General features: G+C 71.8%; 21 protein-coding genes. 11 read left to right on the plus strand and 10 right to left on the minus strand.

Going from position 1 to position 24,678, the window contains the following annotated elements; all coding sequences use genetic code 11:
* The first annotated feature begins 35 nt into the window (after positions 1-35).
* Both murA and ACZ3II_RS20575 read left to right on the plus strand, forming a co-directional pair.
* Positions 36-1,391, plus strand: coding sequence for a UDP-N-acetylglucosamine 1-carboxyvinyltransferase (gene murA / locus ACZ3II_RS20570; protein ID WP_465519261.1), 1,356 nt, complete (start codon positions 36-38; stop codon positions 1,389-1,391).
* Between the two features lie 67 nt (positions 1,392-1,458).
* Positions 1,459-2,085 carry a DUF3043 domain-containing protein gene (locus ACZ3II_RS20575; protein ID WP_465519262.1) on the plus strand — a complete coding sequence of 209 codons (627 nt, stop codon included), beginning with the start codon at positions 1,459-1,461 and terminating at the stop codon, positions 2,083-2,085.
* Between the two features lie 694 nt (positions 2,086-2,779).
* Here ACZ3II_RS20575 and ACZ3II_RS20580 read toward each other — a convergent pair.
* Positions 2,780-3,088: an AzlD domain-containing protein gene (locus ACZ3II_RS20580; RefSeq protein ID WP_465519263.1), complete on the minus strand. Its 309-nt coding sequence runs from the start codon at positions 3,086-3,088 to the stop codon at positions 2,780-2,782.
* Complete coding sequence (locus ACZ3II_RS20585) at positions 3,085-3,792, minus strand: AzlC family ABC transporter permease (RefSeq protein ID WP_465519264.1); 708 nt, start codon at positions 3,790-3,792, stop codon at positions 3,085-3,087. Before ACZ3II_RS20585 ends, ACZ3II_RS20580 begins: the two co-directional genes overlap by 4 nt.
* A 66-nt stretch (positions 3,793-3,858) precedes the next feature.
* Here ACZ3II_RS20585 and ACZ3II_RS20590 point away from each other — a divergent pair, with 66 nt between their 5' ends.
* Positions 3,859-4,416: a helix-turn-helix domain-containing protein gene (locus tag ACZ3II_RS20590; protein WP_465519265.1), complete on the plus strand. Its 558-nt coding sequence runs from the start codon at positions 3,859-3,861 to the stop codon at positions 4,414-4,416.
* Positions 4,417-4,507: 91 nt separating this feature from the next.
* Here the strand turns inward: ACZ3II_RS20590 and ACZ3II_RS20595 are convergent, their stop codons facing one another.
* From ACZ3II_RS20595 to ACZ3II_RS20610, 4 genes are all read right to left on the minus strand, one after another.
* Entirely contained in the window at positions 4,508-5,473 is a 966-nt protein-coding gene (locus ACZ3II_RS20595) for an ABC transporter ATP-binding protein (RefSeq protein WP_465519266.1), read from the minus strand.
* Entirely contained in the window at positions 5,470-6,270 is an 801-nt protein-coding gene (locus ACZ3II_RS20600) for an ABC transporter permease (RefSeq protein ID WP_465519267.1), read from the minus strand. The genes ACZ3II_RS20595 and ACZ3II_RS20600 overlap by 4 nt, the downstream gene beginning before the upstream one ends.
* Positions 6,263-7,123: an ABC transporter permease gene (locus ACZ3II_RS20605; protein ID WP_465519268.1), complete on the minus strand. Its 861-nt coding sequence runs from the start codon at positions 7,121-7,123 to the stop codon at positions 6,263-6,265. Before ACZ3II_RS20605 ends, ACZ3II_RS20600 begins: the two co-directional genes overlap by 8 nt.
* 277 nt (positions 7,124-7,400) lie before the next feature.
* Positions 7,401-7,550 carry a hypothetical protein gene (locus tag ACZ3II_RS20610; protein WP_465519269.1) on the minus strand — a complete coding sequence of 50 codons (150 nt, stop codon included), beginning with the start codon at positions 7,548-7,550 and terminating at the stop codon, positions 7,401-7,403.
* Positions 7,551-8,428: 878 nt separating this feature from the next.
* Between ACZ3II_RS20610 and ACZ3II_RS20615 the strand changes: the two genes are divergently transcribed.
* The 3 genes from ACZ3II_RS20615 (at position 8,429) to ACZ3II_RS20625 (ending at position 14,238) form a co-directional block, all read left to right on the plus strand.
* Complete coding sequence (locus tag ACZ3II_RS20615) at positions 8,429-8,743, plus strand: hypothetical protein (RefSeq protein WP_465519270.1); 315 nt, start codon at positions 8,429-8,431, stop codon at positions 8,741-8,743.
* Positions 8,744-9,045: 302 nt separating this feature from the next.
* Positions 9,046-13,230, plus strand: coding sequence for a WG repeat-containing protein (locus ACZ3II_RS20620; protein ID WP_465519271.1), 4,185 nt, complete (start codon positions 9,046-9,048; stop codon positions 13,228-13,230).
* A 9-nt stretch (positions 13,231-13,239) separates the two neighbouring features.
* Positions 13,240-14,238, plus strand: a complete 999-nt coding sequence (locus ACZ3II_RS20625; protein ID WP_465519272.1) for an aldo/keto reductase family protein — start codon at positions 13,240-13,242, stop codon at positions 14,236-14,238.
* A gap of 7 nt (positions 14,239-14,245) precedes the next feature.
* On the opposite strand, the gene ACZ3II_RS20630 is transcribed toward ACZ3II_RS20625, so the two are convergent.
* Together ACZ3II_RS20630 and ACZ3II_RS20635 are read right to left on the minus strand one after the other, a co-directional pair.
* Complete coding sequence (locus tag ACZ3II_RS20630; RefSeq protein WP_465519273.1) at positions 14,246-15,070, minus strand: site-2 protease family protein; 825 nt, start codon at positions 15,068-15,070, stop codon at positions 14,246-14,248.
* Positions 15,071-15,080: 10 nt separating this feature from the next.
* Positions 15,081-15,278 (minus strand): hypothetical protein, encoded by a 198-nt coding sequence (locus ACZ3II_RS20635; RefSeq protein ID WP_465519274.1) that lies wholly within the window; start codon positions 15,276-15,278, stop codon positions 15,081-15,083.
* An 84-nt stretch (positions 15,279-15,362) separates the two neighbouring features.
* On the opposite strand from ACZ3II_RS20635, the gene ACZ3II_RS20640 reads away from it, so the two are divergent.
* Both ACZ3II_RS20640 and ACZ3II_RS20645 read left to right on the plus strand, forming a co-directional pair.
* The gene (locus ACZ3II_RS20640; protein ID WP_465519275.1) at positions 15,363-17,264 is read left to right on the plus strand and encodes a bifunctional adenosylcobinamide kinase/adenosylcobinamide-phosphate guanylyltransferase; all 1,902 of its coding nucleotides are present in this window, start codon (positions 15,363-15,365) and stop codon (positions 17,262-17,264) included.
* Positions 17,257-17,997, plus strand: a complete 741-nt coding sequence (locus tag ACZ3II_RS20645) for an adenosylcobinamide-GDP ribazoletransferase (protein ID WP_465519276.1) — start codon at positions 17,257-17,259, stop codon at positions 17,995-17,997. The genes ACZ3II_RS20640 and ACZ3II_RS20645 overlap by 8 nt, the downstream gene beginning before the upstream one ends.
* A gap of 173 nt (positions 17,998-18,170) precedes the next feature.
* On the opposite strand, the gene gcvT is transcribed toward ACZ3II_RS20645, so the two are convergent.
* Positions 18,171-19,262 carry a glycine cleavage system aminomethyltransferase GcvT gene (gene gcvT, locus ACZ3II_RS20650; protein WP_465519277.1) on the minus strand — a complete coding sequence of 364 codons (1,092 nt, stop codon included), beginning with the start codon at positions 19,260-19,262 and terminating at the stop codon, positions 18,171-18,173.
* Between the two features lie 120 nt (positions 19,263-19,382).
* On the opposite strand from gcvT, the gene ACZ3II_RS20655 reads away from it, so the two are divergent.
* Positions 19,383-20,918 (plus strand): leucyl aminopeptidase, encoded by a 1,536-nt coding sequence (locus ACZ3II_RS20655; RefSeq protein ID WP_465519278.1) that lies wholly within the window; start codon positions 19,383-19,385, stop codon positions 20,916-20,918.
* Between the two features lie 19 nt (positions 20,919-20,937).
* On the opposite strand, the gene ACZ3II_RS20660 is transcribed toward ACZ3II_RS20655, so the two are convergent.
* On the minus strand, positions 20,938-21,258 hold the full coding sequence (locus tag ACZ3II_RS20660) for a hypothetical protein (RefSeq protein ID WP_465519279.1): 321 nt from the start codon (positions 21,256-21,258) through the stop codon (positions 20,938-20,940).
* A 164-nt stretch (positions 21,259-21,422) separates the two neighbouring features.
* Here ACZ3II_RS20660 and lpdA point away from each other — a divergent pair, with 164 nt between their 5' ends.
* Positions 21,423-22,814 carry a dihydrolipoyl dehydrogenase gene (gene lpdA, locus ACZ3II_RS20665; RefSeq protein ID WP_465519280.1) on the plus strand — a complete coding sequence of 464 codons (1,392 nt, stop codon included), beginning with the start codon at positions 21,423-21,425 and terminating at the stop codon, positions 22,812-22,814.
* Positions 22,815-22,851: 37 nt separating this feature from the next.
* Positions 22,852-24,642, plus strand: coding sequence for a 2-oxoglutarate dehydrogenase, E2 component, dihydrolipoamide succinyltransferase (gene sucB, locus ACZ3II_RS20670; RefSeq protein ID WP_465519281.1), 1,791 nt, complete (start codon positions 22,852-22,854; stop codon positions 24,640-24,642).
* The last annotated feature ends 36 nt before the right edge of the window (positions 24,643-24,678 follow it).

Below are 24,678 nucleotides of genomic sequence, written 5' to 3' on the forward strand. Positions count from 1 at the left end.
GGGCGCGCCCACGCGCCCACCGGCTGGAGGTTACGTTGACCGACGATGTCCTGATCGTGCACGGCGGTACGCCGCTGCAGGGGCAGATCCGGGTCCGTGGCGCCAAGAATCTCGTCTCCAAGGCCATGGTGGCCGCGCTGCTCGGTGAGTCACCGAGCCGCCTCTACGACGTCCCGCGGATCCGCGACGTCGAAGTGGTGAGCGGGCTCCTCGAGCTGCACGGCGTCAAGGTCACCGCCGGCGCCGAGGACGGCGAGCTGGTGATGGACCCCACGAACGTGGAGAGCGCCAGCACTGACGAGATCAACGTCCACGCGGGCTCCAGCCGGATTCCGATCCTGCTGTGCGGGCCGCTGCTGCACCGCCTCGGGCACGCGTTCATCCCGGACCTGGGCGGCTGCCACATCGGCCCGCGCCCGATCGACTTCCACATCCAGGCGCTGCGCGAGTTCGGCGCGGTCGTCGACAAGACCCCCGAGGGCATGCACCTGAGCGCCCCGAACGGTCTGCACGGCGCCAAGCTGGAGCTGCCCTACCCGAGCGTCGGCGCCACCGAGCAGGTGCTGCTCACCGCCGTCCGCGCAGAGGGCGTCACCGAGCTGCGCAACGCGGCGATCGAGCCGGAGATCATCGACCTGATCTGCATCCTGCAGAAGATGGGCGCGATCATCACGGTGCACACCGACCGGGTCATCGAGATCCAGGGCGTGCCGCGCCTCTACGGGTACGAGCACAAGCCGATCCCGGACCGGATCGAGGCCGCCAGCTGGGCCGCCGCCGCGCTCGCCACCCGTGGCGAGATCGAGGTGCTCGGCGCCCGCCAGGCCGACATGATGACGTTCCTGAACGTCTACCGGAACATCGGCGGTGAGCTGAAGATCACTGACGACCGGGTGGCGCGTTCGGGCGTCTCCGGCGCCGAGGGCGGCATCAAGTTCTGGCACCCCGGCGGCGAGCTGAAGGCCGTCGCGCTGGAGACCGACGTGCACCCCGGCTTCATGACCGACTGGCAGCAGCCGCTCGTCGTCGCGCTCACCCAGGCCCGCGGCATCTCGATCATGCACGAGACGGTGTACGAGCAGCGGCTCGGCTACACCGACGCGCTGAACTCCATGGGCGCCACCATCCAGGTGTACCGGGACTGCCTCGGCGGCACCCCGTGCCGGTTCGGCCGCCGCAACTTCATGCACTCCGCGGTGATCGCCGGCCCGTCCAAGCTGCACGCGGCCGACCTGCGCATCCCCGACCTGCGGGCCGGGTTCGCGCACCTGATCGCGGCGCTGGCCGCCGAAGGCACCTCGCGGGTCTACGGCGTCGACCTGATCAAGCGCGGCTACGAGGACTTCGAAGCCAAGCTGGCCGCCCTCGGCGCTCACGTCGAGCGGCCCTGACCGGCAATTTAGTCACGATCAACGGCGCGGTGTGTAACACACCGCGCCGTTTGGCTACGCTTCTGTCGTGTCCCCGCTGTTTCGCCGCAAGTCAAACGACCTCGTCGCCGACACCACCTCCTCCTCGGTCACCCCTGAGGAGCCCGAGGTGGCACGCCCCAAGGGCTACACGCCCAGCAAGAAGGAGCTGGGCGTCGTCACGCCGAAACGGGCTGTCCAGGGCCGCCGCGTGCAGGATCCGGCCCCGGCCAACCGCAAAGAGGCCTACAAGCAGCTCCGCGAGCGGCAGCGGGCCGAGCGCCTCGAGGCCAACGAGGGCATGCGCAACGGCGACGAGCGTTACCTGCTCGCCCGTGACCGCGGCCCGGAGCGCTCCCTCGTCCGCGACATCGTCGACTCCCGCCGCACCGTCGGGTCGTACTTCATCGGTGGCGCCGTCATCGTGCTGATCGGCTCGTCGATCGCCATCCAGGCGGTCCAGATCGCCAGCAACCTGCTGTGGGCCGGCCTGGCCCTGGCCGTCTTCGTCGACAGCGTCTTCATCGCCCGGCGCATCAAGAAGCTGGTCAAGACCCGCTTCCCGCAGACGGCGCAGAAGATGGGATCGCTCTACTTCTACGGCATCATGCGCGGCCTCACGTTCCGCCGCATGCGCATCCCGAAGCCGAAGGTGGAGCTGGGCGCCTCGATCTGATCCTTCCGAACGCGGAGGCCGGGCGGCCTCCGCGTTCCGCATTTCCGGGGTACGGGCCACGCGACGTCCCGTGACCCTCCACGGCTGCGGCAGGCGTCCCCTCCCGACCGTCCCCGGCTGCTCCTCATGCATGCCCCGGACGGCCACCCCCGCCGCCGCCCGCCTCGACGCCGAGCCCACACCTCAGCCGTCGCCCCACCACCTCACGGACCCACCGTGACCGGCTTCACCGACGGCCGAGAACGCCAGCCGTCGCACAGCCACCCCACCAACCCGCCGTAACCGGGCTGGACGACGGCCGAGAACGCCAGCCGTCCCCCAACCACCCAACAGACCCACCATGACCGGCTTGGGCGACGGCCAAGAACGCCAGCCGTCGCCCAACCACCCCAACGACCCGCGATAACAGGGCTAGGCGACGGCTGCCGATCGGCCGGTCGGCGGCAAATTTTGCGCGGGCGTGCCGCTTGCCGGCCGTCAACGGTGAGTCCTGACCGGATGGCGTGGTCAGCCGTCGTTCAGACGGCACTCCCAGTGCCGAAGACCCGCCGCAACGACGGCCGGCGTTCTCCGCCACCGGTCATACGGGTGGGGCGGAGAATGTCCGCTCGCCGGTGGTGCTGTCCGGCTGGTTCTCATGGCTGTCTTCGGGTGGGCGAGACAGCCATGAGAACCAGCCGCGGAGGAGCGGCGGTTACTCGACGCCGGCGAGGCGGAGCAGGGCGGTCACCGCGGCGGCGACGATGACGACCAGGACGAACGGGGCTTTCCGCCAGGCCAGCAGGGCGCCGGCCAGGACTCCGGCGGGACGGGCGAAACCGGCGAACTCGCTGCCGGCCATCAGGGCGGCCGTCGCGGCGAGAGCGGCCAGCAGGGCGGCGGCGGACATCGGGAGCATCCGTTGCAGTGCCGGGGAGAGTTCCAGGCGGTCGCGCAGGAGCACTCCGCTCAGCCGGAACGCATAGGTGCCGGCGGCGAGCACCAGGATCGCGGCGAGCATCACCGCACCCCTTTCTCAGTGTGGGAGGCGGCCTCGGCGCGACTGCGGGCCGAGGGGCGGAAGAGGGTGAAGAGGCCGACGAGGGCGCACATGACGGGGAGGCCGGCGGGAAGGACCGGGGTGAGCAGGACGGCGGCGGCCGCGCCGGTCAGGGCGACCGCTCGGGTGTCGCGGTCGCGGAGGGACGGCAGGATCAGGGCGATCAGGCCGGCGGGGAAGGCGGCGTCGAGGCCGAGGGCGTCCGGGTCGCCGGTGGCGCCGCCGAGGAGGACGCCGAGGACGACGCCGGTGTTCCAGGCGAGGAAGAGGGAGCCTCCGACCAGCCAGTACACCCGCCGGCGGGCCTGCGGGGACGATTCGGCGAGGGTGAAGGCGACGGTCTCGTCGGTCATCAGGTGGCTGCCGAGGAGACGGTCGCGCCAGCGGGTGCCGAGGGTGTCGGCGACGGCGAGGCCGAACGGCAGGTGGCGGGCGTTGAGCAGCAGGCCGGCGAGGACGGCGGCGACCGGGTTGCCCGCGGCGAGCAGGCCGACGGCGAGGAACTGGGCGCCACCGGCGAAGATCAGCGTCGACATGACGACCGGAACCCAGGTGGGTAGCCCGTACGCAATGGCGATGGCCCCGAACGACGCGCCGACCGCGAGGGAGGCGGCGGCCAGGGCGCCGATGTCGCGCGCCTGGGCGCGTGTTCGATATATCGTCCCCATGGTTCGACATACTGAACGTCGATCGCGGCGTTCGTCAAACCGAACGACTAGACCGATGGAGCGAACATGCAGCAGCCGGCACCTCCGCTGGCCGTCATCGCCGCGGCCCTGCGCCGGGAACGTGACCGGGCCGGCATCTCGCAGACCGAGCTGGCCCGGCGGGCCGGGCTGGCCAAGTCGACGCTGTCCCAGCTGGAGGCCGGCACCGGGAACCCGAGTATCGAGACGCTGTGGGCGCTCGGGGTGGCGCTGGGCGTCCCGTTCAGCCGGTTGATCGAGCCGCCGCCCACTCCGGTACGGGTCATCCGGGCCGGGAGCGCGCCCCGGGTACGGGCCGACAACGCCGATTTCTACGGAACCCTGCTGGCCGCCGGGGCGCCGCACTCGCGCCGGGATCTCTACCTGCTGGAGCTGGAGCCGGGATCACGGCGGGACGCGGAACCGCACATCCCGCGCAGCGTCGAGCACATCGTGGTGTGCGGCGGGCGGATGCGGCTCGGCCCGGTCGACGAGCTGGTCGAGCTGGAGCCGGGCGACTACGTGACGTTTCCCGGCGACGTGCCGCACAGCTACGAGGCCCTGACGCCGGGCACCTGGGCGATCCTGGTCACCGAACACCCCTGAGCGTGTGGAGTACGGCCGTCATGCGCACCCCAAATCAACACGCGGAAAAGCCGACGAGCGTGTGGAGTACGGCCGTCATGCGCGCCGCAAATCAACACGGTGGGGAGGGGCGTTCGGCGTACAGGCGGGCGACGACGTCCTCGATGTCCGGCTCGAGCAGGGACAGGTCGCGGACCGGGACGGCGGCGACCAGGCCGGCGACCGCGGCCCCGGCGGCCGCGGAGTCCAGCGTGAACGTCACCCGGTGACCGTTCGCGGTCACGGCGGTCAGCGAGGCGCCCGGCAGCGCGAACCCGTCCGGCAGCGGCTTCTCCAGATCGGCGACGAGGCTGCGGCGGGACCCGTACCGGGCGTGCAGGGCCTCGATGCTGCCGTCGTGCACCACCCGGCCGTGGTCGATCACCACGAGACGTTCGCAGAGGCGTTCGATGTCGGCGAGGTCGTGGGTGGTCAGGACCAGGGTGACGTCGCCGGTCGCGCCGAGTTCGGCCAGGAACGAGCGGACCGCCTGCTTGCTGACCACGTCCAGGCCGATCGTCGGCTCGTCCAGGAACAGCACCTCCGGGCCGTGCAGCAGGGCCGCCGTCAGTTCGCCGCGCATCCGCTGGCCGAGCGACAACTGCCGGACCGGGGTGTCCAGGAACTCGTCCAGGTCGAGCAGGTCCCGGCAGCGCCGCAGGCGGGCCGCGTGGTCGGCGGCCGGCACCCGGTAGATGTGCCGGAGCAGCGCGAACGACTCCCGCAACGGCAGGTCCCACCACAGCTGGGAACGCTGGCCGAAGACCACGCCGATGCGCAGCGCCAGCTTCGTGCGCTGCGGCACCGGGGTCAGGCCGCACACCGACACCTCGCCGGACGACGGGGTCAGGACGCCGGTGAGCATCTTCAGGGTGGTGGACTTGCCGGCGCCGTTCGGGCCGATGTAACCGACCATCTCGCCGTGGCCGATGGTCAGGCTCACCCCGTCCACGGCCGCGACAGTCCGTTTCTCCCGGCGGAATCGGCCGGCTTTCACCCGTACCGCGAAGCTCTTGTGAAGATCTCGCATCTCGATCATGACCCGGTGCTCCGGTAGTGGCGGATGCCGGAACGCCAGACGGCGGCGGCGATGCCTGCCGCGCCGAGCGCGACCAGCGGGGACAGGAAACCGGCCCAGACCGGCAGGCCGAGCGGATCGGGGCGGCCCAGCAGCGCGAGCGCCGGCTGATAGGCGACGAAGGCGAAACCCAGGGTGTACGCGAACAGGTTGCGGAACCACGGGCCATAGACCGTGATGGGGTACGACGTGAAGTCGCGGCCGCCATAGGTGAACGCCGACCCGATCTCCCCGGAGTCGACCCACCAGAACGCCAGGCTCGCACTGATCACGAAGATCGACCCGAAGAACACCGCCGCCGTGACCGGGGCCAGTACCACCAGGAGCACCCGCAGCGGCGTCCAGTCGATGTCGTTGACGGCCAGCGCCACGCCGAGCACGGTCAACCCGAGCACCACTCGCAGCGCCTTCCGGACCGGCAGATCCATCAGCAGCAGCTGCGGCAGCGCGCGCAGCGGCCGGACCAGCACCGCGTCCATCGTCCCGGTCCGCACGAACGTCTTCAGATGATCCACGTTGCCGACCGTGAGATCGGCGAGCGCGAACCCGGCCGAACTCAGCCCCACGATCAGGATCGCCTCCCACAGCGAGAACCCGCCGACCGACGGGGTCGCCCGGAACAGCACCAGCACGGTGAGCACGTCGAACACCGTGGCGCCCATGTTGCCGAACATCTCCACCAGGAACGACGACCGGTACGCGGTGGCGGAGCGGATCTGCGCGGAGGCCAGGGCCGCGTACGCCCGGATCTCACCCACCCTGCACCACCAGGCGCCGCTCCGCCCGCCGCTGCACCAGCACGGCCACCGACAGGACCACGATCGCCCACACCACCTGCAGGCCCACCAGCCCGGCCTGCAGCGCCGGCCCGTCCCGTTCGGAGATCACGTCGAGCGGGGTCTGCAGCAGGCTCGGCAGCGGCGTCGCCACCCACAGCGTCACCGCGATCTCGGGCGGGAGCAGGCGCAACGGGAAGTACAGGCCGCCCAGCACGCCGGAGCCGAGGGTCCACAGGGTGATCGGGCCGCGGGCGTCCTGGAGCCAGTAGGCGGTCGCGTTCACGGCGTACCGGCACCCGAAACAGATGATCACGGCGAGGAGTACGGAGAGCGCGAACAGCGGGACCGTCTGCCAGCGCGCCGGGGTGTGCAACGGGAAGAACAGGGCGCCGGCCAGCAGCGGCGGGCCGAACCGGGTGAGCATCCCGTACAGGGCCCGGCCGAGGTCGGCGGCGAGATAGGCGGTGACCGGTCCGACCGGACGTAACAGGTCAGCCGCGATGTCACCGGTACGGATCCGGTCGGCCAATTCCGTCCAGCCCCAGATACCGATCACACTGAGTAGGCCCTGACCCACCCAGACGTACGTCGCCAGTTGTTCCGCGTCATAACCCGCCGGCCGGTTGCCCGCCGCGCCCGCCGCCACCGCCAGCAACACGTAGCAGCGCAGGAAGCCGAACACGATGTTGGTGAACGTTCCGGCTATGGTGGCTTGCCGGTAGGTCGCGTACCGCCGGAAACCCGAGCCGATCAGCGCACCGAAAGTAGTGACGGAGGCGCGGAACGGACCGATGCGAGAGATCGTCGGCACGCTGGCGTCTCGATGGTCCACGCCGTTAATCTCCTTTCCGAAACCCCCGCGACGGAGCCGGGCGACTCTACGCGGGTCGCCCCACCGGATGCGGCTCAATTTTCACGACAGGTGGAGTTCGCCGTGACGGAGCGTTGCCATTCGACGGGTCTCGCCCGATGAACGGTTGGAGCTCCCGGCCGGACCACTGGGACGACGAACCCGCCTGGGTCTACGAGATCACCTGGGAGTGGGAGCCGGTCCCCGGACAGCGTTACCCCGGCGACCCGGGACGCCGCAAGGCCGTGCACACCCCGGTCTACGAGGCGTCCCGTGGCAGTTCGGCGCCGGCCAGCTCCGTGCCGGTCAGCCCGGCGGGCCGGGCGTCGGTTCCGGGTGCGGCGCGGTACGAGGCCGAGCAGCGTGACACCCCCCGCGACGAGCCGTCCTGGAACCGGCCGATCCACATGCACGACCGGGTTCAGGGCGGGGCGGAACAGCGGCGGGGATCCGCGCCGGTGTACGGGCGGCCGGGGGGATCCGTTCCGGTCAGCCCGGGGCATCCGATGCCGGTGGCGCCGGTTTCACCGGGGCGGTCACAGCAGGAATGGGAACGTTCCGGGCAGCGCGGTGGCGTGCCCGGGTCGCAGGGTGGGTCCGGTGTTCCTGGCTCGCACGGTGGTGGGGTTCCGCCGCGTGGCGCTGGTTCTTATGGTGCGCCCGTTTCGGGTCGTGGACCGGGGTCGCAGGGTGGGCCCGGCTCCTTTGATCGCCCTGGCTCTCATGGTGGCCCTGGCTCTCACGGCGGCGCCGTCCCTCACGCTGGGCCCGGCGGACCTGGGTCGCACAGTACGCCTGGCGGCCCTGGGGCGCGTAGTGGGCCGGGAGCCTCGGGGGCACAGGGTGAGTCTCCTGCTCAGGGGCGCCCGGTTTCACCGGAGCGTTTCGGAGGGCCCGTGGCGGCCGGTTCCGGGCCGGGGCGTGGGTGGGCCGAGCAGGAACAAGCTCATCGGGGGCAGGAGCGGTACATTCCGCGTCAGGGTGGCGAAGTGGGCCCGACGTCGCCCGCGGGGCCCGCTTATGGCGCGGCTCGTCCGGCGCCTGCTGACGCCTTCCCGGCCTACTCCGGCGAACGTGGTCCGGTGCGCGACGGCCGCACCCCGGACGCTCCGTTCGATCTGCGCCCAGCGCCGCAGGACCGGAACTCGCCCGCGCCGGCCCGTCCGGCCGCACAGCCGACCCGGGTCACCCCGGCGCAGCCGGTGATGCCTCCGGCGGCGGTCTACCCCGCCGTTCCGGGTCAGAACCCCGGCATGCCGGCGCCCACCCACGGCCGTGGTGTGCCCGGTGGGGTGGCTCCGGTCTCCGGTCTGGCAGCGCCGCAGCACTCAGGAATATCGCCGTTCCCGGCGGTCCCTGGCGTTCCCGGCGGCCCGGCGGTCTCCGGCGTTCTTGCCGCTCCGGGCATTCCTCCTGTTCCAGGCGTTCCCGCCGTTCCAGGCGTTCCCGCCGTTCCAGGCGCCTCTGCTGTTCCGGACGTTCCTCCCGTTACCAGCGGTCCCTCCGTTCCCGGTGGTCCTTCCATTCCCGCCGTTCCCGGCGTTCCTGCCGTTCCCGCTGGTCCGGCGGTGGCCGGCGGACTGGCTGTTCCCGGGGTACTGAGCGGACCCGCGGTGCCCGTGGTTCCGAGTGGGCCGGCAGTCTCCGGTGTTTCAGGCGACCCGGCGGTGGCCGGCGGGCCAGGAAGAACGTTCGTTCCCGGTGGGGCGATGGCACACGGGGCCGCCCAAAACCCGGCCGATCCCGGCAATCCGGGCGGACCAGCGGTCGCTGGGGTTCCCGGCAATGCGGGCGGTGCCGCGCCGGTTTCTGGCCCGGCACAGACGGATCTGCACGCCGGGCCGGTGGCAGGCGGCCGCCAGCACCCGCACGGTCGACCGGATGCCGATGAGGCCACGCGGGCGATGTCCGCTCCCGGCCGTGGCGCGCCGGCCTCGGGAACCGCTGTTCCGGGCGAGTACCTCGCGCCGGAAACCACCCAGGCGTTCCAGATCCCGCAGCCGCTCCAGAAGCCGCACCGCACGCCCGATGCCGCCTCCGAACCGACCGGATACGACGCGCATTCCACGACAGGCGCCGCGCCCGTCTCCGGGGTGGCCGGGAACGACACGCGGGCTGCGGGTCACTCCGTGGCGGCCAGCAGGGAAGCCGCGGGCGCTCAGGGCATCTCGTTCCCGCGTGATCATGAACGGCTCGGGGAGGATGCCGCCCGCGGCCGGCACGAGGCGGACGAGCAGGAGCCGACGCGGCCGCTCGATCCGCGACGGCTGGGGCAGGCCGCTCCGGCGCACGGAAAACACGAGGCGGTGTCCGGACCGGACGATCCGACCCGGCCTTTCGGGTTGCGGCGTACCGGGACGGAGACTCCCGGGCACAACCTGGAACACACCCAGGTCATCGACGTACGGATGCTCGGCGCGCACGCTGGTCAGGCCGGCTCCGATGTCGTGGACGTACGGCACAGCGAAGCGGGCGCGCAGGCCGCTGTCGAGCCGGAGCGCGCACCGAACGTACCGGCGGACGGCAGTGGCCGGGTCGTGGCCGAGCCGGGTACCGATGAGGGGCCGGAGGCCCACGGTCTCGGCTGGTTGTTGTCGATGAGTGGGCTCGGGGCGACTACGCCGGTTCCCGAGCCGGAAACGGCCGACGCGGACGAGGCAACCGTCACCGACGTGGCGAACAAGCCGATGAGCTGGTTCGCGTTCGCTCCGACCGAGCCGAAGTCCACTGCGATGGAACCGCAGGAGGCGGGCGAGGACCTGGCCCTTCACAGCGTCGAGCACACGGACTCCGAACAGGCATCGGCCGCCCTCGAGAACGCTTCGACGGACTCCGGCGACGTCCCGCTGCTCACGGAGGACGAGCTTTCGGTCACCGCTGCGGAGGAGCACACCGGCCTCACAGAGAGCCTCGGCACCCGCGAGGACGAAGACTCCGACCTCACGCACGCCCTGGCCACCATCCAGGAACAGCGCACCGACCTCGCGCAAAGCCCGGGCGAGGACGGGCGCACCGACATCGTCCCGGACTCGGGCACCAGCGGGAACGACGATGCCGACCTCGATCAGACCGCCGGTCTCACCGAGCCCGAGCACACCAACCCCGAGCTGGTCCCGGACCTCATCGAAGCGAAGCACGCCGACCCCGAACAGGTCTCGAACCTGACCGAGGATGAGCAGACCAACCTCGAGCTGGCCCCGAACCTCACCCAAGCGGAGCACATCGACCCCGAACAGGTCCCGAGCCTCTCCGAGGATGAGCAGACCGACCTCGAGCAGGACTCGAACCTCACCGAGTCCGAATCCGCCGACCTCGGAGAGGTTCCGAGGCTGGTGGATGAGAAGACCGACTTCGAGCAGATTCCGGATGTTGCCGAGATCGACTCCGAGATGACCCCGGGCCTGGTCTCACTTGAGGAGAGCCAGGAACCCGCGGAGAGTGGGCCGGCTGGGCCCCGCACGGGGATCGTTCAGGCCGAGCTGGACGACGACGAGGCGGCGGAGAACGGCGAAGCCACCGTTGGCGAGGATCTTTCCGAAGCGGTCGAGTACGAGGAAGCCGCTGAAGACGGAAGCGAGCGCGCCCCGGCCGGGCAGGACGAGGAGGAACTCGCGTTCCCGGCAGACCACGCCGTCGTGCATGACGTCGAAGAGGCGGTCGACTCCGGACGCGTCTCGGCGGAAACGGCGAACGTCGCCGTCGAGGCAGGTCAGGCCGTAGAGGTCGGCGCGTACAGCCAGGACGGAACGGGTCGTGACTCCGTCGAGGACCTGCCGCTGACGATCGAGCGGGAGCCGGAAGACGTCACCGGCGCGGAACCTGCCGGTGAGACCGGCGGGGACGAGACTCGTTCGCCGGGTGACGACGCCGAGGTTGGTCCGGAGGCTGCCGAGGCGCAGGGCTGGATCGTGGACGCGGCTCAGGAGACCGAAGGATCCGAGGAAGCGACGGCGGTTCTTTCCGGAGAGCAGCACGCCGGACCGGGGTCGCTGTCCGTGGCGGACGTGGCCGGCGTTCCAGACGGTGACGAGGCGGATAGAACGGTCGTTCTCAGTGGGGAACGGCGGGATGTCGCCGAGCCGGAGACGCTGGCCATTCCGGAACCGCGGGGTGAGGGCGAGCCGCTTGCTGAATCCGCTGCAGAGGCTGACGATTCACCCGGATTCGACACGTTTCCCGGGTCCGGCGAGGCGACTACCGCATTCGGCGCAGTGCCGGCAGAGGATGCGGCGGGTGCGAGCGGAACAGGGTCTGAGGCAGCCGACGCCGAAGAGCAGTTGGCTGGTCACGGCGCGACGGAAGCGGTTGCGGTCGAGCCGGAAGATGTGTCCGAACAGGAGACCGCCGCTGTCGTGACGGCAGTGCGGCAGGACGTCGCGGACGATGAGGTGACGACCCGACTCGCGACGGCAGAGGCCACGGAGGCGTTCCCGACGGTGGATGAGGAGCAGACCACCCGGCTCGTCACCGCGGCACCGCACGACGTCACCGAACCGATCCACGCCGCGGAGCCGGACGACGAGCAGACGGCTGTGATCGGCGGCGAGGTGGATGAGGAACAGACCACCCGGATCGAAAGTGTCACGGGCGAAGAGGTGACCGCCCCGCTCGGGGTTGGCGAGGCCGAGGCGGCGGCCACCGAGGAGTACACGGCGGTACTGCCGGGCGATGACGTGGCAGTGGCCGGCCCGGAGGGGACCGGTGCTCCGGTCGTACCCCCGAAGGAAGTGACCGCAACCACGCCGCCCCCGCGGGTCGAACCGGTGCGGCAGCGGCAGGACCAGCGAAATCCGGCGGATCGGCGGCGGGCGGATCCGGAGCAGATTCTGGCGTCGTATCCGTGGGCGTTCGATCCGCGGACGTTGCGGGAGCAGGTCGACGACCCGGATCGGCTGTGGGATCTGGTGGATCGGCTCAGTGACCGGCTGGAGTTCGCCGAGCGGGACAACGTGCGTGCGGGGCTGCTGAGTCTGCGGGCCGTGGTGAACCGCGTCGTCGGTGAGCTGGACGACGCGCTCGCGGACGGGCGGGAGGCGCTGCGGCACGCGGAGGCCGCGGGTGAGCTGCGGACGGTGGCTATCGCGCAGGCGCGGCTGGCGCACGTGCTGCAGTGGCGGGCCGAGTTCGCGGAGGCGGATCTGCTGTACGCGCGGGCCGACTCGCCGGAGCTGCCGTCGCGGACCCGCGCGGAGATCATCGAGCTGGCCGGGCGGTCGGCGTTCGAGCAGGGGCGCTACCTGGAGGCGGTGAACCACTTCGAGCGGGCGCTGGACGTGCGCGGGGGTGCGGATCCGGAGCTGGTGGAGCGGGTCGAGCTGGCGCTCGACGAGATCACCCGGCGGTCCGGGGAGGGCTGGGGCCCGTACCCGCGGACCCGCGACGAGCTGCTGGGGCTGCCGGGCGCGCCGGTTCCGCTGCTGGACGAGGGCGCGGGGCTCTGGGGATACGCGGCCGCGGTCGACCCCCGGTACGAGGCGGCGCAACCCTTCGCCGAGGGGCTGGCCTGGGTACGCCGTCCCGGCTCGCCGGCCTGGGAACTGATCGACACGTCGGGTGAGCTGGTCATTCCGGCGGCACACGGCTACGTGGCGGTGAGCCGGTTCGCGGAAGGGCTGGCCTGGGTGTCGCGGGGTGACGGCGGCTGGTTCGCGATCGACCGGCAGAACCGGCTCGGCGTGCCGGCCGGCGGGTTCGAGGACGCCCTGCCGTTCCGCCGCGGGCTGGCCGCGGTCCGGCAGGGTGGCCTGTGGGGCGCAGTGGACCGCAACGGCAGGATCGTGGTGCAGCCGGAGTACCAGGGTTTCGCGACGGTGTCGCACACCGGCGGGCCGGTGGACGGGTTCACCGACGAGGGCCTGGCGGTGGTGGACGCCGGGGACCGCTTCGGGGTGGTGGACCGGACCGGGCGGGCGGTGATCGACGCCGTGCACGCGGCCGTGGTGATCCATCCGGCGGCGTTCCTGGTGCGCAACGCGGCGGGCATGTGGGGTGCGCTGGACCGTCAGGGCGCCCCGCTGACCGAGATGAGCCATCCGTCGCGGGAGGACGTCGCCGAGCGGCTGCCCGAGGAGGCCAGACCGGTCCTCTAGGTTCGGAGGATGGAGTTTCGTCATCTCGGCCGTTCCGGCCTGCTGGTCAGCGAGATCGCCTACGGCAACTGGATCACCCACGGTTCGCAGGTGGAGGAGGAGGCCGCCCTCGCGTGTGTGCGGGCGGCCCTCGACTGCGGCATCACCACGTTCGACACCGCCGACGTGTACGCGGGAACGCGCGCCGAGGAGGTCCTGGGCCGCGCGCTCTCCCGTTCCACCCGGGCGGAGCTGGAGATCTTCACCAAGGTCTTCTGGCGTACGGGTCAGGGCCCGAACGCCAGCGGCCTCTCCCGCAAGCACATCCTGGAGTCGATCGACGGTTCGCTGCGCCGCCTGGGCACCGATTACGTCGACCTCTACCAGGCGCACCGCTTCGACCATCACACGCCGCTGGACGAGACCATGGAGGCGTTCGCCGACGTGGTACGCCAGGGCAAGGCGCTCTACATCGGGGTGTCCGAGTGGACCGCCGAGCAGATCCGGGCGGCCGCGCCGCTGGCCCGCGAGCTGAAGGTCCGCCTGGTGTCGAATCAGCCGCAGTACTCGATGCTGTGGCGGGTCATCGAGGCCGAGGTGGTGCCGGCGTCGGCCGAGCTCGGCCTGGGGCAGATCGTCTGGTCGCCGCTGGCGCAGGGCGTGCTGACCGGCAAGTACCGCGCCGGGGAGCAGCCGCCTGCCGGATCACGGGCCACCGACGACAAGGCCGGGGCCGGGTTCATCGCCCGCTGGCTCGACGACGACGTGCTGGCCACCGTCGCCCGGCTCCGGCCGCTCGCCGATCAGGCGGGGCTGACGATGGCGCAGCTGGCGCTGGCCTGGGTGCTGCAGAACCCGAACGTCTCGGCCGCGATCATCGGCGCGTCCCGGCCCGAGCAGGTCCGCGACAACGTGAAGGCGTCCGGGGTCAGGCTGGACGACGGGCTGCTGAAGGCGATCGACGAGATCGTGGATCCGATCGTGACCCGCGACCCGTCGCTCACCTCCAGCCCCGCGAAACGCCCGTAGAAACGCCTTAGTTCTCCCAGAACCGCATCAGCTGGAGGCCGCTGGCGTACAGCTCCAGGTCGATGCCGAGCAGCCCGGCCAGCCAGTCCACCAGCTCGAAGAAGTACGTGCCGACCTGGGTCTGCCAGAGCACCAGGAACAGGACCAGGAAGCCCCAGGGGGCGATCAGGTTCCAGGCGCGCTGGTAGGCCGGGCTCATCCAGGGCTGGATGATGCCGCCGCCGTCCAGGCCCGGGATCGGCAGGAAGTTCAGCACGCTCGCGGTCACCTGCAGGAACCCGAGCGCGGCCAGTGCCGCCCAGAACGCGCCGTGGCTGGTGTCGGACAGGGTGACGCCGCCGAGACCGCTGGGCACCACGTCCGGCGCCAGGCCGATCAGGAACGGGATCGCGATCAGCACGGCCAGGACCACGTTGGTCAGCGGGCCGGCCGCGCTGATCAGCGAGTCCTTCACCTTGCTGCGGATGTAGCGGTGGTCCACCCAGACCGCGCCACCGGGCAGGCCGATGCCGCCGAGGATCACCACGATCACCGGCAGCACGATCGACAGCAGCGGGTGCGTGTACTTCAGCGGGTTGAGCCGCAGGTAGCCCCGGTCGGCGACGGTCAGGTCACCGGAGAGGTAGCCGAGGACGGCGTGGGCGTACTCGTGGAGACACAGCGAGATCAGCCAGCCGGAGATGATGAACAGGAAGACGTCCAGCCCGACGTTGCCGAACCCGGTCCAGGTCATCACGCCGCTGGCCACGAAGACCGCGACGATGCCGACGAAGACCGGGCTCGGCACGAAGGCGTTGCGCGGGGTACGGGTGTAAACCGGTTCGTACGTCACGTCAGCCCGCTCACTCGGCCGGTTGCAGACTCATCTGGTAGTCCACCCGGTCGTCCTCGACCAGCGTGACCGTGCTGATCCCGGCACTCTGCAGGTTCCGCCACTCCTGCCCGATCCAGGACTCGGCGTCCGCCTGGCTGCTGAACGGCTCGGCCGGGCCATCGACCGGCTTCCCGTCGGCGTCTTCGTACCGCCACATCCATGCCATGGAGCCACCCCCTCACGTCGCAAACTCCGATGGGCTTCCACCCTACGGCGTCCGCGCGTGCGACCCGGCTCTAAGGTACGGGGCATGTCCGAAGATCGGTGGAACACGGTTCTGGTGCTCGGTGGTATCCGCTCCGGCAAATCCGGGTTCGCCGAGTCCCTGGTGGCCGGCGCGCCGTCGGTGCGATATGTGGCGACCGCGGCCGGCGGCGAGGACGACCCCGAATGGCTCGAGCGCATCGAGAAGCATCAGCGGCGGCGGCCGCAGTCCTGGACGACCGAGGAGACCGGCGCCGACCCGGCCCTGCTGACCGAGCTGCTGCGCGCGGCCGGTCCGGACGAGACACTGCTCGTCGACGACCTGGGCGGCTGGGTGGCGGCCGTGCTGAACCCGGCCCGGCAGCCCAACGACGACGAGGCCGACGTGGCGGCGCTCGCCGAGGCGGTCCGTGACACACAGGCGCGCGTGGTGCTGGTCAGCCCGGAGGTCGGGTTGTCGCTGGTCCCGGTCACGCCGGTGGGGCGGGCGTTCGCCGACGCGCTCGGCACCACCAATCAGGCCCTCGCGGCGGCGTGTGACGGGGTGGCCCTGGTGGTCGCCGGCCAGCCGGCGTGGCTGCGCGGCGGCCCTCTCGAGCCCGTCGCCCCCGAACCCGTCGCCCCCGAACCCGTCGCCGCGGCCCCGGTGTCGTCCCGCCCGGTCGCCGTGCCGACCCCGTCCACTCCCGCTCCCCCGCCGCCGCCGGCCCAACCGCCCACAGTGGTCGCGCCGGTCGTGGCCCCCGAAACGGAGCCCGCGCCGGTGGACGCGCTGCAGGGCGCCACGATGACGTTGCCGCTGGTCGCGTCCGGGCTCACCGAGATCAAGCCGGGCATGGACCTGCCGCTGCCGAGCAGCGAGTCCGGCCCGGACGCCCGGGAACGACTGGCCTCTCTGGACCTGCCCGGCGGCGGTCTGGGCGCGCTGGGCGAGGCGGTCGAGTTCGCGGCGGCCACCCAGGGCACCGTGACGCCCCGGCCGTGGGCGAGCCCCCGGGTGGTGGTGATCGCCGGCACCCGTACCGGCGGCGCTGTCGCCGGCACCGATCTCGCCGATGTGGAACGCCGCCTCGCCGAGGCCGAACGCGGCGAGGGCCTGCTCGGGCGGCTCGCCGGTCAGCACGGCGCCGACATCTCCGTGCTGCGCACCGCGCCGGCCGGGGCGATGGAGGACGGCCCGGTCACCGACGAGAAGTCGGTGGAGGCCGCGCTGCGGGACGGCTGGAAACTCGCCGACTCCGCGGCCGACGCCGGCCGGGACGTGATCGTGCTCGCCGGCATCAGCGCCGGGGCCGAGGCCGCCGCCACCGCGGTGCTCGCCGCGACCACCGGGGCCGAGGCGGTCGCGACGCTGCCGCGGGTGCAGGTCCCCGGGGCGCGTTTCGACGATGCGGCCTGGATGGCGCGGTGTGCGGCGGTACGGGACGCGCTGCACCGCATCCGCCAGGAGCCGCGCGGCGCCACCGACGTGCTCCAGCAGATCGGCGGCCTGGACGTCGCCGTCGCCACCGGCCTGCTGCTCGGCGCCGCCGCCCGGCGGATCCCGGTGCTGGTCGACGGCCCGCTCGGCATCGCGGCCGGCCTGGTCGCCCGGGACCTGGCCAGCCAGACCCGGCACTGGTGCCTGCTGCCGGAGGCGGGCACGCTGTCGCTGGTCAAGCAGGGCGCCGACGTGCTCGGCCTGACCCCGGTGCTGCAGACCGGTCTCGACCTGGGGGAAGGGGCGAACGCGCTGTCGGTGCTGCCGCTGCTGCGTACCGCGATCGGCCTGTCGGCGTCGGCGCCGGTGCACCCGGCGCTGCTGGGCGAGGTCGGCGACGACGGCCTCGACGCCTTCGACGCTGCTGAGACCGGCTCCGAGGCCGAGCCGGAGATCATCGGGGAGCCGGCGGAGTTCGCCGAGCCGGAGCCGCACGGCCCGGGCCCGGCTTCGACCACGGGTGCTTGACGGCGTACGGCTGGCGGTCACCACCCTGACCGTCCTGCCCCTGCGGGCGGGCCGGGTCGACCGGTCCACCGCGGCGGTGGCGATGGCGGTGGCCCCGGCCGTCGGCGCGGTGCTCGGGCTGACGCTGGCCGGGCTGCTCCTGGGCCTGCGGGCGGCCGGGTCACCGGACCTGGTCGCGGCCGGGGTGACGGTCGCGGCGGGCGCGTTGCTGACCCGGGGGCTGCATCTGGACGGGCTGGCGGACACGGTGGACGCGCTGGGGTCGTACCGGTCAGGCGCAGCCGCCCTGGAAATCATGAAAAAGCCGGACATCGGGCCGTTCGGGGTGGCGGCGCTCGCCGTCACCCTGCTGATTCAAGCCGGTACGCTCACCGTCGCCGGGCCGTGGGCCGTGGTGACCGCCTGGGCCGCCGGCCGGCTCGCGATCACCGTCGCCTGTCGCCGCGGAGTGCCGCCCGCCCGCCCGGAAGGCCTGGGCGCGATGGTCGCCTCGACGGTCCCGCTGCCCGCGGTGCTGATCGGCGCGGCGTGCGTCGCGGGCCTCGGTGCTGCCGCGGTTCCGGGCCGTCCGTGGCAGGGGCCCCTCGCCGTCGCCGTCGCCCTGTCCGCGGTGCTTCTGCTGCTGCGTCACACGGTACGGCGGTTCGGCGGCATCACCGGCGACGTCCTGGGCGCGGCCGTCGAGCTGGCCGTCACCCTCACCCTGATCACCCTGACCCTCAGCGCCGTCTGAGCCCCGCTCCCCCACACCAGCCCAGCAAGATCAAACCCCGGCTGGTTCTCAGGGCTGTCTCACCCGCCCCGAGACAGCCCTGACAACCAGCCGCACAAGATCGCAACCCGGCTGGTTCTCAGGGCTGTCTCACCCGCCCCGAGACAGCCCTGAGAACCAGCCGGGGGTTGAGGTCAGCGGACGGAAGGGGTGACGAAAGGGGGCTTGACGAGGCGGGCCTCGGTGCGGCGGCCGCGGATGTCGATCTCGACCAGGTCGCCGTCGAGGAGGGCCGGCTCGGTGTCGATGAGGGCCAGCGCGATACCGATCTTCTTCGTCGGTGAGAACGTGCCGCTGGTGGTCTCCCCGATCAGGCGCTCCCCCGCGTACACCCGCATGTGACCCCGCGGGATGCCGCGGCCCGTCAGCTCCAGGCCGCGCAGCACCCGCCGCGGGCCCTCGGTCTTCTCGGCCTGCAGGGCCGCACGCCCCCAGAACTCCGGCTTGCCCCAGCCGACCGCCCACCCGGACCGGGCCTGCACCGGGCTGATGTCGAGGGTGAGCTCCTGGCCGTGCAGCGGGTAGCCCATCTCGGTGCGCAGCGTGTCCCGGGCGCCGAGCCCGCACGGCCGCGCCCCGGCGGCGATCACCGCGTCCCACAGCGCGGGCGCGGCGTCCCAGTCCGCGACCAGCTCGTAGCCGTGCTCGCCGGTGTACCCGGTCCGGCAGACGACCAGCTCGGCGCCGCCGAAGGAGGCCGTCGCGAAGGACATGTAGTCGTGCGTGAGCGGCAGGCCCAGCTTGCCGAGGATCTCCGCCGACTGCGGGCCCTGCACGGCCAGGACGGCGTGCGAGCGGTGCTCGTCGGTGATCTCCAGCGGGTCCGGGGCGGCCGCCCGGAGCCGGCGGACCACCTCGGCGGTGTTGGCGGCGTTCGGGATGAGGAAGACGTGGTCGTCGCCGTACAGGTAGGCGATCAGGTCGTCGACCACGCCGCCGCTCTCGTCGCAGCACAGCGTGTACTGCGCCTTGCCGGGCGCGATCCGGTCCAGGTCGTTGGTGAGGCAGGAGTTCACGAAGGCGGCCGCCCCGGCGCCCCGGACCCGGGCCTTGCCGAGGTGCGACACGTCGAAGACGCCGGCCGACTCGCGGACCGCCGCGTGCTCCTTCAGGACGCCGCCGCCCGCGTACTCCAGGGGCATGTCCCATCCGCCGAAGGCGGCGAACTTCGCGCCGAGGGCGGCGTGCCGGTCGTGCAGGGGGGACTGAAGAAGCTCGGCAGACATGAGACTCAACTTACCGGTGACCTTGGCCGGGTTTAGAGTCGCGGGGACAACACAGTCTTCCTCATAGCCGGGAGGGCGCCCACAGGCGTGCTTCCTGTCCCGACGTCCCGGAGAGTTCGAGTGCCCCAGCCCACCCTCACCCTGGTCGACACCGATCCGGCCGAGTCCGCGGCCGACGCCATCGTCATCGGCCTGCACAGTCAGCCCGACGAGGACGGCACGCTGCTGCCGGCCGCCGGCGCCGAGAGCATCGCCGCGGCCTTCGACGGCAAGCTGACCGCGACGCTGGCTCTGCTCGGCGCGACCGGCGCGGCCGGTGAGGTGACCAAGCTGGCCACCCTCGGCACGATCGCCGCTCCGCTGCTGGTCGCGGTCGGTCTCGGCACCGAGCCGAACGGTCCGGCCCCGGACCTGGAGACGCTGCGCCGTGGCGCCGGCGCGGCGGTCCGCGCGCTGGCCGGCAGCGAGACGGTGGCGCTGGCCCTGCCGGTGCCGGACGACGCGGACGCCGCGCCGGTGCTGCGCGCGGCGCTGGAGGGCGCGCTGCTCGGCGGGTACCGGTTCGCCGGTTACAAGACGAAGCCGCAGAAGGGCCGCCGTGACCCGGTCGCCGCGCTGCGCCTGCACGTGCCGGACGCGTCGGACGAGACGGCAGCGGCCGAGCTGCGCCGCGCCGAGGTGGTGGCCCGTTCGGTCCGGCTCAGCCGGGACTGGGTGAACACCCCGCCGAACAACCTGCGCCCGGCGGACCTGGCCGACCAGGTGGCGGCGGCCGCGACCGAGGCGGGCCTCGCGGTCGAGGTGCTCGACTTCGAGCAGCTCAAGGCCGGTGGGTACGGCGGCATCGTGGCGGTCGGGCAGGGTTCCGAGGCCCCGCCGCGGCTGGTGAAGCTCACCTACACCCCGGACGGCGTGGACGGCCCGAAGCGGGTGGCGCTGGTCGGCAAGGGCATCACCTTCGACACCGGTGGCGTCAGCATCAAGCCGGCCGCCGGCATGTGGGAGATGAAGTCGGACATGGCCGGGGCCGCTGCGGTCGCGGCGACCATGCTCGCGGTGGCGGCGCTGAAGCCGAAGGTGGCGGTCTCGGGTTACCTGGCGATCGCGGAGAACATGCCGTCCGGGTCGGCGTACCGGCCGGGCGACGTGATCACCATGTTCAACGGCAAGCGGGTCGAGGTGTTCAACACCGACGCCGAGGGCCGGATGGTGCTGGGCGACGCGATGGCGCGGGCCTGCGCGGACGGCACCGACTATCTCTTCGAGACGTCGACGCTGACCGGCGGCCAGGTGATCGCGCTGGGCAAGCGGATCTCCGGTCTGATGGGCTCGGACGAGGCGACGAAGCTGGTGGAGACGGCGGGCGCCGCGGTCGGCGAGCCGGCCTGGCGGATGCCGCTGCCGGACGACGTGCGCAAGGGCATGGAGTCGGAGATCGCCGACATCTGCCAGACCAACGCCAACCTGGACCGGGCCGGGCACATGCTGCAGGGTGGCGTGTTCCTGCGCGAGTTCGTGGCCGAGGGGGTGGAGTGGGCGCACATCGACATCGCCGGTCCCGCTTACCACTCCGGTGAGGCGAACGGTTACTGGACCAAGGGCGGCACCGGTGTCCCGGTCCGGACCCTCCTGAAGCTGATCGACGACCTGGTCTGACGGCCGGCGCGCCGCCCGGTCAGTCCGGGCGGCGCTTCTGCCGCTCGTTGTAGTCGCGCATCCGCTGTGGATATCCGAGCAGCTTGATGTCGTAGATCGGCATCGACAGCTTGTGGGCGAGCCGGCGGGCCACCTCGGGCGACTGGATGCGCCGGCGGGTCCACTCGCCGTCGTGTGCGACAAGCAACAGGGTGGTCTCGGTCACCGTCGTCTGTGGCTCGATGAATCCCTCGACTCCGCGCCGGGAGCGGAAGAATTGCGTAAGATGCTCGAGATCGGCCTGATCAACCGGCCGTCCGAGGGCACCGACGGATCGGGGACGCCGCCGAAACCAAGCCACCGCTCCTCCTCGCGTTCGATCCCGCAAGGGTACGTCGGGCCGACGTGTCGTGGGGCACCTGACTGCATTGACCGGGTCGCGAAGTGACAAGATGTCGGTGACGGGACTGTGACCGTTTCCATTGTGTGACCCACACCGGAGACGATGCGACCACTGGAGTCAACGTGAGCCAGCCCAACGGCGGAACCTTCGACATCGTCATTCTCGGAGCGGGCAGTGGTGGCTATGCGGCCGCCCTGCGCGCGGCCCAGTTCGATCTGTCGGTGGCGCTGATCGACAAGGCCGAACTCGGCGGCACCTGCCTGCACCGCGGCTGCATTCCGACCAAGGCGCTGCTGCACGCCGCGGAGATCGCCGACCAGACGCGGGAGAGCGAGCAGTTCGGTGTGAAGGCCGACCTCGTCGGCATCGACATGGCGGGCGTCAACGCCTACAAGGACGGTGTCGTCGGCCGCCTTTACAAGGGGCTGACCGGACTGCTCGGCCACAACAAGAACATCACGATCGTCCAGGGCGCGGGCAAGCTCGTCAGCAAGGACACCGTCGAGGTGGACGGCCAGCGGTACACCGGCCGCAACGTCATCCTCGCCACCGGCTCCTACTCGCGTTCGCTGCCCGGCCTGGAGGTCGACGGCACGCGGGTGCTGACCAGTGAGCACGCGCTCAAGATGGACCGGGTGCCGCAGTCGGCGATCGTCCTGGGCGGCGGCGTGATCGGCGTCGAGTTCGCCAGCGTGTGGAAGTCGTTCGGCGCCGACGTGACCATCATCGAGGCCCTGCCCCGCCTGGTCGCCGCGGAGGACGAGGAGATCTCGAAGCAGGTCGAGCGCGCCTTCCGCAAGCGGAAGATCAACTTCAAGGTCGGCAAGCCGTTCGAGAAGGTCGAGAAGACCGACAACGGCGTCAGGGTGACCATCGCCGGCGGCGAGACCCTCGAGGCCGAGGTGCTGCTGGTCGCGGTCGGCCGGGGCCCGACGACCGCGAACCTGGGGTACGAGGAGCAGGGCATCACCCTGGACCGCGGCTTCGTGATCACCAACGAGCGCCTGCACACCGGTGTCGGCAACATCTACGCCGTCGGTGACATCGTGCCCGGCCTGCAGCTCGCGCACCGCGGCTTCCAGCAGGGCATCTTCGTGGCCGAGGAGATCGCCGGCAAGAACCCGGCGGTCATCGACGAGGCGGGCATCCCGCGGGTCACCTACTCCGACCCGGAGGTCGCGTCGGTCGGCATCACCGAGGCCAAGGCCAAGGAGCAGTACGGCGCGGACAAGGTCTCGACGTACAACTACAACCTCGGCGGCAACGGCAAGAGCCAGATCCTCAAGACCGCGGGCTTCATCAAGCTGGTCCGGGTGAACGACGGGCCGGTCGTCGGCGTCCACATGGTCGGCGCCCGGGTCGGCGAGCTCGTCGGCGAGGCCCAGCTCATCACCAACTGGGAGGCCTTCCCCGAGGAGGTCGCCCAGCTCGTACACGCCCACCCGACGCAGAACGAGGCGCTGGGCGAGGCCTTCCTCGCGCTCGCGGGCAAGCCGCTGCACGCGCACAGCTGATTCGATCGCGTTCTGACGTTAAGGAGTTTGGGAGAACATGCCGGTATCGGTAACCATGCCGCGGCTGGGTGAGAGCGTCACCGAGGGAACCGTGACGCGCTGGCTCAAGCAGGAAGGCGAGCGCGTCGAGGCGGACGAGCCGCTGCTCGAGGTCTCCACCGACAAGGTCGACACGGAGATCCCGTCGCCCGCCGCGGGCATCCTCTCGCGGATCGTGGTCGGCGAGGACGAGACGGCGGAGGTCGGCAGCGAGCTGGCGGTCATCGCCGGGGACGGTGAGGACGCCGGTTCGGCCGCGCCCGCGCCGGCCCAGCAGGAGGAGGCCCAGGCCGAGCCGGAGCCGCCGGCTCCGGCCGAGCCGTCGACCGAGAAGCCGGTCGAGGCCGAGGCCCCGGCGCCGCAGAACGGCGGCGGCGCGGCCGAGGGCACCGAGGTGAAGCTGCCCGCCCTGGGCGAGAGCGTCACCGAGGGCACCATCACCCGCTGGCTCAAGCAGGTCGGCGAGACCGTCGAGGCGGACGAGCCGCTGGTCGAGGTCTCCACCGACAAGGTCGACACGGAGCTGCCGTCGCCGGTCGCCGGCACCCTGCTGGAGATCAAGGTCGGCGAGGACGAGACCGCTGAGGTCGGCGCCGTCCTGGCGATCGTCGGCACCCCGGGCAGCGCCCCGGCCGCCGCCCCGGAGCCGGAGAAGCCGGCCCCCGCCCCGGCGCCTCAGCAGGCCCCGGCGCCGAAGGTGGAGACCGCCCCGGCTCCGCAGGTGAGCGGCGAGTCGTACGCGACGCCGTCGCCCGCCGCGGAGACGAAGGACGCCGCCCCGCAGGCCGCCCCGGCTGCTCCGGCTGCTCCGGCTGCTCCGGCCTCCTCGAACGGGGCCGGCGACGCCGGTTACGTCACGCCGCTGGTCCGCAAGCTGGCCGCCGAGAAGGGCGTGGACCTGTCCACCCTGTCCGGCACCGGCGTGGGCGGCCGCATCCGCAAGCAGGACGTCCTCGACGCCGCTGAGAAGGCCGCCGCCGCCAAGGCGCAGCCCGCTCCGGCCCCGGCAGCCCCGGCCGAGAAGGCTGCCCCGGTCGCGGAGAAGGCCAAGCCGGAGCCGAGCCCGCTCCGTGGCCGGACCGAGAAGCTGCCCCGGATCCGTCAGACGATCGCCCGCCGCATGGTGGAGTCGCTGCAGATCTCGGCTCAGCTGACCACCGTCGTCGAGGTCGACGTCACCAAGATCGCCAACCTGCGGAACAAGGCGAAGGCCGCGTTCCAGGCCAAGCACGGCGTGAAGCTCACCTTCCTGCCGTTCTTCGCCCTGGCCACGGTCGAGGCGCTGCAGCAGCACCCGGTGGTGAACTCGTCGCTGGACATGGAGGCGGGCACCGTCACGTACCACGGCGCCGAGCACCTGGGCATCGCGGTGGACGCGCCGAAGGGCCTGGTCGTCCCGGTCATCAAGGACGCCGGTGATCTCAACCTGGCCGGTCTGTCCAAGCGGATCGCGGACCTGGCGGACCGCACCCGCAACAACAAGATCGGTCCGGACGAGATCGGTGGCGGCACCTTCACGCTGACCAACACCGGCAGCCGGGGCGCGCTGTTCGACACGCCGATCATCAACCAGCCGCAGGTCGGCATCCTCGGTCTCGGCGCGGTCGTCAAGCGCCCGGTGATCGTGAACGACCCGGAGCTGGGCGAGATCATCGCGCCGCGGTCGATGGTGTACCTGGCCCTCTCGTACGACCACCGGATCGTGGACGGCGCCGACGCCGCCCGCTTCCTGGCGACGCTCAAGGAGCGTCTGGAGGCCGGGCACTTCGAGGCCGACCTCGGTCTGTAAGGACGACAGAGACCCGGGGGGTGCGCCGTTCACGGC

The organism is Actinoplanes sp. NPDC019969, assembly GCF_055562375.1.